The organism is Moorena sp. (assembly GCF_982860115.1).
In genome coordinates this window covers 1-8,688 of sequence record NZ_CEYLVT010000279.1, presented here as the reverse complement: position 1 = coordinate 8,688, position 8,688 = coordinate 1, and the positions used below count along the sequence as shown (strand labels likewise).

7 protein-coding genes are annotated in these 8,688 nt (G+C 40.1%); 2 read left to right on the top strand and 5 right to left on the bottom strand.

What is annotated here, in order from left to right; all coding sequences use genetic code 11:
• Positions 1 to 299: 299 nt before the first annotated feature.
• The 4 genes from AC4II3_RS29000 to AC4II3_RS28985 form a co-directional block, all read right to left on the bottom strand.
• Positions 300 to 1,364, bottom strand: a complete 1,065-nt coding sequence (locus tag AC4II3_RS29000) for a chemotaxis protein CheW (RefSeq protein WP_488016133.1) — start codon at positions 1,362 to 1,364, stop codon at positions 300 to 302.
• A gap of 135 nt (positions 1,365 to 1,499) precedes the next feature.
• Positions 1,500 to 3,092 carry a CheR family methyltransferase gene (locus AC4II3_RS28995; RefSeq protein WP_488015921.1) on the bottom strand — a complete coding sequence of 531 codons (1,593 nt, stop codon included), beginning with the start codon at positions 3,090 to 3,092 and terminating at the stop codon, positions 1,500 to 1,502.
• 290 nt (positions 3,093 to 3,382) lie between these two features.
• Complete coding sequence (locus tag AC4II3_RS28990; RefSeq protein ID WP_488015919.1) at positions 3,383 to 4,861, bottom strand: hypothetical protein; 1,479 nt, start codon at positions 4,859 to 4,861, stop codon at positions 3,383 to 3,385.
• Between the two features lie 33 nt (positions 4,862 to 4,894).
• Positions 4,895 to 5,104 (bottom strand): hypothetical protein, encoded by a 210-nt coding sequence (locus AC4II3_RS28985; protein ID WP_488015917.1) that lies wholly within the window; start codon positions 5,102 to 5,104, stop codon positions 4,895 to 4,897.
• A 217-nt stretch (positions 5,105 to 5,321) separates the two neighbouring features.
• Between AC4II3_RS28985 and purB the strand changes: the two genes are divergently transcribed.
• Positions 5,322 to 6,617 carry an adenylosuccinate lyase gene (purB, locus tag AC4II3_RS28980; protein WP_488015922.1) on the top strand — a complete coding sequence of 432 codons (1,296 nt, stop codon included), beginning with the start codon at positions 5,322 to 5,324 and terminating at the stop codon, positions 6,615 to 6,617.
• Positions 6,618 to 7,041: 424 nt separating this feature from the next.
• Here purB and AC4II3_RS28975 read toward each other — a convergent pair whose 3' ends face one another.
• Positions 7,042 to 7,242: a hypothetical protein gene (locus AC4II3_RS28975; RefSeq protein ID WP_488015915.1), complete on the bottom strand. Its 201-nt coding sequence runs from the start codon at positions 7,240 to 7,242 to the stop codon at positions 7,042 to 7,044.
• A gap of 470 nt (positions 7,243 to 7,712) precedes the next feature.
• On the opposite strand from AC4II3_RS28975, the gene AC4II3_RS28970 reads away from it, so the two are divergent.
• Positions 7,713 to 8,600: an Rpn family recombination-promoting nuclease/putative transposase gene (locus AC4II3_RS28970; RefSeq protein ID WP_488029127.1), complete on the top strand. Its 888-nt coding sequence runs from the start codon at positions 7,713 to 7,715 to the stop codon at positions 8,598 to 8,600.
• Positions 8,601 to 8,688: the final 88 nt, after the last annotated feature.

Genomic DNA, 8,688 nt, shown 5'->3' with positions numbered 1-8,688 from the left:
AGAATTGCTACAAATCATTAATAAATATCTAATCAAAAGTTTATAAAAGTCGGGAATCGGGAATCGGGAATCGGGAACTTTCCCTCAGGAGAGATAGAAAAAACTATTCGTACCTCATTAGGATAAAAACCGCTATACCAATTTCAAAAAAATATTGGTACCCACTAATCATTTATAGCAGTTCTCAATTTTGTGAGGTACCCCGCCCTTGGGGTTGCGCGGGATCTTCGGTGTAGAGGTAACTAAGTTGAGTGTACCTGATAAGTATGATAAACCCTATATGTTGGATTACAAAAGCTCTAATGATTAATAACTAACCCACCATTCAGGAAAATTTGTTGCAAATTAAGAATACTCATTATTTTTTCTTGATAGGGAGCTGCCCCCTGAATGTATTCATACTGACCTGAATTTATCCCAGTTGGCACTGCTGTTATCTCCTGTGGATTCAGGAAAATTACATCACATACCTCTTCCATTGTTATACCAGCAACGATATCCTCAAGCTTTACAACCATTGCTTGAGAACTATCAATTCTCTCCATCAGCGGTAGATTTAATACTCCGCGAATATCAACTAAGGTAAGAATCTCCCCTCTTAGGTTCATGTTCCCAATGATATGGGCTGGACAGCAGGGAATAGGAGTGACTTTGCGAATAGGGGTAAACTCCCTCACCATTTTTAATTCAATGCCAAATAATTCACCATGTAAAACAATTATTGCTAGGGGAATTAAATCCTTTACATCTTGACTGTCTTCCGACTGCCTTAGCTGATCAGCTCGTTTCCGAAAAACTTCTCGTTCTGACCGAGTAGCATTTGGGCAAAATACAGGATTTTGGACTAATAACAATTGAGATTCATGGTGATTATTATCCTGAATTTCTGTTTCCAGGGAGTCTTCAACGGAGGCAATATTTTGTGTCTCTACATACTGGAGTAAACTTTCTGGATTACTCAGGATTAAAATATCTTCTCTACTCCTGGCAATACCAGCGATGAATTTTTTTTCCTCAATTCTTGCCCAGTCTCGACCATGAGAAAGTTCAGTGCTAATTTCTGAGGGGGATATATGTCTTACCTCATAGACTTCATTAACAATGATGCCTACTCGTACCTTGTCGGATTTTAAAACTACTACACTATCTGTTAAGCGATAGCCTGGTGATTGATAATTAAAGCTGAGATTAAGATCCATGACTGGCAAAATATCACCCCGGAGATTAATCACACCAACGATATCAGGATCTGCTTCTGGAATCGGTGTCAACTCTGGTAGAAAAAAAATCTCTTCTACGTAAACAGTGCTGACGCCATAAAGGCAGTTATTTAAGCTAAAGGTGAGATAGTGACACTCTTTCATTTTATTACTCGCTCTATTTATAGCAATTCAGGGAACAGGGAACAGGGAACAGGGAACAGAGAAGAGGGAATAGCGATGCCCTGCATTAAGAGGTGCGACCCGCTGCATCGCTACTCCGTGCTCCCTTTGCTATAGTCAATAATCGTTTAATTCTGTTTCAAGTTTTATTATTAGTTCATCAGCAGTCATATTTTGATAGTCTTTTATTATAGTATTGGGAGATAATTGCTTGAGGATGTTAATAAGTACTTGCTTCATCTTTATGGTTTGTTTTTTATTTTTTTCTTTCTGAAAAATATGGATTATATCTAAGTAAGCTCTAATAGAAGATGGTTCAATATAAATAATTTTTTTTAAAATCCGTTTGGCTTCTACTAGATTTCCTTGCTCTTCAGCAATTTGTGACAACAAGTAATAGGGACTAACAGAAAGGTAATCTATAGCTAAAGCTTGTTGGCAATAGTTAATTGCTTCTTCATATTTACCAATATTGGCGTGAATTTGAGCCATGAGATAATAAGCCTGAAAATTATTACCATGTATTTTTAGCAAATTATTTAATTGTTTAATTGCTAAAACATAATCGTATTTTTGTAAAAGAATTTCTACTTCTGTGATCACCTCCTGAGCAGTTTTTTGAAACTTGGTATTTTCTTGAGACTTGATTATGTTGATAGGGGTATCATTAACCGACCATATATCTATTGCAACATTAGTTTTTTGTGTATTACTAAATGTTGCTGTTATCGGTTCCTGTTGCGAAGGTCGTGACTTCTGCAAGACGTCTAATGATAAGTTCTTTACCGGAGGTGACTTTGGCTCACTCTTTACCTCACTGCTTAGGGATACCAAAGGAGGTGTTTTAAGGATTAAATTATTGGCTCTACGTTGATAGACTAGGGATTCTGGAAATACTTTTGTCTCAAACTTGCTTAAATTATGACCATATAGTTCAGCATGACCTGTGATCAGATATCCTAAGGGTTTGAGGGTATCATAAAATTTATCTAAAACCTTGGCTTTAGCAGAATAGTCAAAGTAAATGAAAACATTACGGCAAATAAGTAAGTCAAGGTATTTTAGATCATAGTTTTGCTTGTTAAATGAATCTTTGACTAAATTAACTCTTTTAAAGGTGACCATTTTTTTGATACGATTATCGATGTAATAGGAATTGTTGATTACCCGAAAATAGTCACGCTTTATGTCTGGATTAATATTTCTAAATGACCAAGAACTGTAAATTCCTTTTTTTGCAGTTTCTAGGGCATAGTTATTGATGTCTATTCCCAAAATTTTAACCTTCCATTTTTCTAAGTCAGGCAGAATTGTATGGATGAGAATAGCAATAGAATAGGGTTCTTCTCCAGTTGAACAACCTGCACTACAAATCCGAATTGTTTTGTAGTTATTTTGCTGTTGAATTATTTTTGGTATAATGTAGTCTTTTAAGGTATTAAACTGACCTTGATCTCGCCAAAAGTAAGTTTCAGTATTAGTAAGCAAAATAACCAGTTTTTGCCATTCTTTATTACTTTCTATAGTTGGAGCTTTTAAGAGCTGATAGTAACTTTCTGGTGAACCAAATTTGAGAAATTTTATTCTCACAAGGATGGTTTCAATTAAATTGTCTTGGTCTGCTTCTTTAATAACTAATCCTGTCTGCTGGGCAATTAATCGAAGAAAAGCTTGTTTTAGCTCAACAGTTAAAGATTTTGTGTTTGACACGTTAATCCCGATTGACTGAAAAATCCAATGTGGTTACAGTTATATAGTTCCCAGTCAATTTGCCCAAGTAACACCAATTTAACAACCTATTGCTACCTATTAATTGAATTACTGATGTTCGGTTGTTCGCCTTTGGGAGTTGAACGCGCATGGGTGGCCTTTGGCCAAGGTGGTTTGGTTGAAAGCGGGACTTAGTCCCGCTTTGCTGTCAAGCGATGCAGCGCGTTCAACCTGCTAACCTGTAATAGGTTGTGCAAAGGATACCCCATTCCTGGGACGGATGGGGAGGTTCAATTCAATCCTGGTAAGTCCAAATTTGCCACGACTTTTGCAATGGCATCCCGGCTGGCTTCGGCACCAAACCCCCAAGCCAAGAGGACTCCATAGTCAGCCCAGAGGTTAGCACCAAAGGTGGATTTATAGGTGTATAGCTCAATGAAGCCACTACCAGCAAGTAGGACGATTGCGATCGCATAACTGATTGCAGAGAAAATCCAAAGGCGAAACTTTGCTAGTCTTGGCTCTTGGATAACTATCCGTGGTGTATCGATCCCTGGTGCTCTCTGCAATAATTCAGGTTGGCTGATCAGGAAGCCTAACTTAGTGGAGTTAGCTGGTATTTGTTTAGTTAGTAGAGTGATGGCTTTTTCGATTTGACCATTCAACTCCTGAGCAGCTTTTTTATCTGTAGGTTCGAGATTATTCAACTTAGTGCGCAAAGTCTTTTCCTGACGTTGCCAAGTCTGTAACTCTTGTGTTGATATTGTGGTTTCCACCAGCAGGTTGTCCAAGTCGCTGAGTTTAGCATCCAGTTGCAGGTATTGATTAATCTGTTTTCCAAAGTCATCTAACTGCTGATACAAGTCTTGAGGATTTTGCTCAGGTGCCTCTCGGATTGCCTGTTGCAAATTACGGCGTACTGACTGTAGATAACGGGGGTCAAGATCGGGAGTGGTGGGTATTTTTTGTTCCAGGGTCTGAGCATAGTTCAGGAGTGCTAGCCAGTCCTCACGACCTTTGCGCCATTTTAGCCACACTGACTCTGCTTGCTTGATTGCCTGATTACCATCGTTCCAACGTTCCCCCTGCAAAGCCATATCGACATCTAGCAGATGGGCTTCAATTCTGGTCTTGAAGGGATTTGGTATGGAGTTAAATTGATCGGCTAGTGATGTATCAGCTAATTGGGGGTCACTGCGCAGTTGGGTACGCAATTGACCAACCCGCACCAGAATTTTGTCCCGTAGTTTACCTCGGTTACGGTAGCCGGACACAGCTATGCTCAATACAACCCCAATGGATATGATTCCCAGAGGTATGGGGAAGGGGTCTTTAATTCGGACTGTTAATGGTACGCTTAGTTCAGTTTCTGAGTACTTGATCAGAAATTCACCACTAAATTCTCCACTTTTGGGGGCATGATCTAATTGAAACTCGATCGGGATAGAAAGTAGACTATTGGCCTCAATCTCCTCCCCTGGTAAAGTAGGCTGAATCAACTTAGCGGGGAAAATTTCTTGGCCATCCTGAGTATTCAGGTCTAGGCAGATGATTTGTAAATCCTTGATGACGTTAGTCGTGCGCACGAGTAAGCTGCGGGTGGTGCTAGAACCCCTTGTACCTGCCACAGTCATAGTCTTAGGGGTGATCGTGAGATCAGGTTGGGCAAGGGCTGGTGGTGCCCATAGGAGTATTAAAATTGGGAGTATTAAAGCAATTAGAGCCCGTTTAGCCCATTTTAGGTGTTTTATCAGACCTGTATTAGTCAAGTGTGACCTCCGATTATTTGATCTGGTACTCAATTAATTAATATAGACCCAGAATTGAGAGGGAAATTGGTGATGGTAGGTGACAAAAGGCAACAGGCAAGAGGGAATAGGGAATAGGGAATAGGGAATAGGGAATAGGGAATAGGCAACAGGCAATAGGGAATAGGCAACAGGCAATAGGCAATAGGCAACAGGCAATAGGCAACAGGCAATAGGCAATAGGCAATAGGGGGTTTGACCCATGATTAATCATTAATTATTAATCAATTATATAGCGTTTATGCTTCTGATCAGGTCGATTCAATACCTTGTAAGCCCCGTATAAAAACCCTTTGGCAGCACTACATCCCGACTCCCGACTCCCGACTCCCGACTCCCGACTCCCTAAAACTAAAGACGAAAGTCCGTCATGCCATTGATAAGTGCTATAATGGTAAGGTTGTGTTCTGCGATATGGGAATTGATTGAGCGCTACACCCTACCCGAGATGGGCGAATTGTGGACGGATACCTACAAGCTCAAAACCTGGCTTCAGGTGGAAATAGCTGTTTGTGAAGCACAAGCGGAACTGGGTAAGATTCCTGGTGAAGCAGTAGAGGAAATTAAGGCAAAGGCGGATTTTGACCTCAAGCGGGTGCAAGAGATTGAGCAAGAAGTCCGCCATGACATGATTGCCTTTCTGACTAATGTGAATGAGTATGTCGGGGATGTGGGACGCTACATTCACCTAGGCTTGACTAGTTCGGATGTTTTAGACACTGCCTTGGCACTGCAACTGGTTGCTAGTGTAAATATTATCCTCGAACATATTGAGAAGCTTGCTCAAGCAATTCGCTACCAGGCACAACAACATCGCTACACGGTGATGATTGGTCGTTCTCACGGAATTCATGCTGAACCAATTACTTTTGGTTTTAAGCTGGCCGGTTGGTTAGCAGAAGTTTGCCGCCATCGCGATCGCTTAGTGGCTCTGCGTGAAAACATATCTGTGGGCAAGATTTCTGGTGCTGTGGGAACCTATGCGAATATTGACCCTCAAGTGGAAGCGATCGCATGTCGAAATCTGTCACTGCAACCTGATACTGCTTCAACCCAAATTATTTCTCGCGATCGCCATGGTGAGTTTGTCCAGCAGTTTGCTCTGTTAGGGGCAACCATTGAACGGTTTGCTGTAGAAATTCGCAATCTTCAAAAAACCGATCTCTTAGAAGTAGAAGAGTTCTTTTCTAAGGGACAGAAAGGGTCTTCTGCTATGCCACACAAACGTAATCCAATTCGTTCTGAACGGCTAAGCGGGATGGCACGAATCCTGCGAGGTCATACGGTGGCTGCTCTAGAAAATGTTGCCCTATGGCATGAGCGGGATATTTCTCATTCTTCTGTAGAACGAGTCATTCTGCCAGATGTGTGTATTTTAACTCACTTCATGTTAGTGGAAATCACAGATTTAGTGAAACACTTGTTGGTTTATCCAGAAAACATGAAGCGGAATATGAATGTTTATGGCGGTGTAGTCTTTAGCCAAAAGGTGTTGTTAGCCTTAGTAGAAAAGGGGATGAATCGGGAAGATGCTTACAGTGTTGTTCAGTCTTGTGCTCATCAAGCTTGGAATAAACCTGAGGGAAACTTCTACAATTTGATTATTAAGGATCCTGGCGTTACGAGTAAGCTAACCCCTTCTGAAATAGAAGAATGTTTTAATCCCCAGCAGCATTTGAAACATTTGGACGAGGTTTATCAACGGTTGGGAATCTAGCTCTGTTGTTTATAGCAGTTCTCAATTGGGTATTTAGAACTGCTATAGCGCAAGTCAGAAGTCAGAAGTCAGAAGTAAATTTAGACTTACGTTTCGGAGTTTAGGAGCGACTGCATCAAGACAATCTCCTGAGCTTCATGGATATTGCTATATAGTTAGTCTTTGCCCTGAATAGGAGTAGAGTGGGCATCCTGGTCGCCTGAAAATGAAACTGGCAAGATGCCAGTTCTACACAAGATGCCAGTTCCACTCCCGATTCCCGATTCTTAATTCTTAATTCTTAATTCTTAATTCTTAATTCTTAATTCTTAATTACCAAAAAAAATAACCGTAGAAATACTATCTACGGCTATTTCAATCACATATGTCAGAAATTTCCGAAACCCTTGGCCAAGGGGGGGAAACCCCCCCAAAATTCAAGGTGTTATGGCAACAACCAATACTTGGTCATAGTAGTAATTACTTCTCCTGGAGTATCGGTCGCTTCTAGAGGAGTCCACTCAGCTATTTCTGCATAGCCTAGGGAATACAGCATATGCATACTATTGATTACTGATTCACGAGGTCCTTTGAGAGTGTGCTGAGTGGGTTTTTTCTTGAAATTGCGAGTAAATTTGTCTGACATTGTGAAAAAGTTTAACTTGGTTCATATTGATTATTGTAATGATTATATTTTTGTTTGTCAAGGGTTTTTAAAAGTTTTTTTTTGGGGTTTTAGAGTTCGTTAAAAAAAGTTATTGCATAGAATTAATCAATCATATATTATAGTTTATTTAATTTCTCATATTTTCAAATAAAATGTTAAAAATATTAACTATATCTCGAATATTTATTAGTTATAAATGTGTTATTATTGAATAATAATACCCAACAATAGCAATCATTTTATATGGGTTTTATACCCCGATATATCGTTAATGATTGTCGGGGTTTACTGGGAATTTAAAGAGTTAGTTAAGTGGCTAATATTTCCGACATACCTTCCCATGGATTTATTGAAGATGATTTGGGATAGGTTCGAGTGGTCGAATTTGTGGCTCTTAACCCTCTTTTCAATTAGTTAACCAGAATTGACTTAGTTGTCTTTTATATGTAATGACTTACGATAGTACTCTAAAATATCTTGTTGAACAATATCCCCAAGCCTTTACCCGTTGGTTGTTTAACCAAGAACCAGCAGAGGATATCGAAATTCTCAACACGGAATTAAGCACAGAACCAATTCGGGCAGATGCCTTGTTTTTTGTGCGAGTTGCTGATGCTATTTTGCATTTTGAATTTCAAACCTTACCCCAATCTGAACCTCCCTTACCCCTGCGGATGATCGATTATTGGGTAAGGTTATATCGGCAGTATCGTTGTAATATTGAACAGGTAATAATTTTTCTCAAACCAACCCGATTAGCCGGAGTATTTGTCAATCAATTTACCGAGAGGAACTTATCCTTCCGCTACCGGGTGATTCGGATTTGGGAATGTGATCCACAACCATTACTTACCACCCCAGGGTTACTACCTTTGGCAGTATTAGCACAAGCGGAAGTGCCAGAAAACCTGCTATCCCAGGTAGCAGCCAGAATCGATATGATTGAAGATAGACAACAGCAGCGTAACCTATCTGCTTGCGTGCAACTGTTGGCTGGGGTGAAATTTGATGAGCAGTTAATTCAAGCTTATTTTCGGGAGGATATGATGCAAGAGTCAGTAGTTTATCAACGAATTATTCGGCAAGGATTAGAACAAGGATTAGAACAGGGATTAGAACAAGGATTAGAACAGGGATTAGAACAGGGATTAGAACAAGGCAAGCGCAATGAGCTTAATTTAATTAAGCGTCTACTTAACCGTCGCCTAGGTGAAATCAATCCCCAATTACAAAGTCAAATTGAGGAATTATCTTTTGAGCAGTTGGAGGATTTAGGAGTAGCGTTGTTAGATTTTGAAACCGAAGTGGATTTGACCAATTGGTTGAATCAGTTATAGCGCTACGCGCAAGGGCAAGAGGCAAGAGGCAATAGGCAAAAGTTTACTACAAGTGCGGCTTGTTCCTGCTAGGAGCCTCTAGCAATTA

Coding starts and splice junctions, on each gene's coding strand:
- AC4II3_RS29000 (WP_488016133.1), bottom strand. CDS start 1,364: ATGAAAGAGTGTCACTATCTCACCTTTAGCTTAAATAACTGCCTTTAT.
- AC4II3_RS28985 (WP_488015917.1), bottom strand. CDS start 5,104: ATGGGTCAAACCCCCTATTGCCTATTGCCTATTGCCTGTTGCCTATTG.
- AC4II3_RS28975 (WP_488015915.1), bottom strand. CDS start 7,242: ATGTCAGACAAATTTACTCGCAATTTCAAGAAAAAACCCACTCAGCAC.
- AC4II3_RS28970 (WP_488029127.1), top strand. CDS start 7,713: ATGACTTACGATAGTACTCTAAAATATCTTGTTGAACAATATCCCCAA.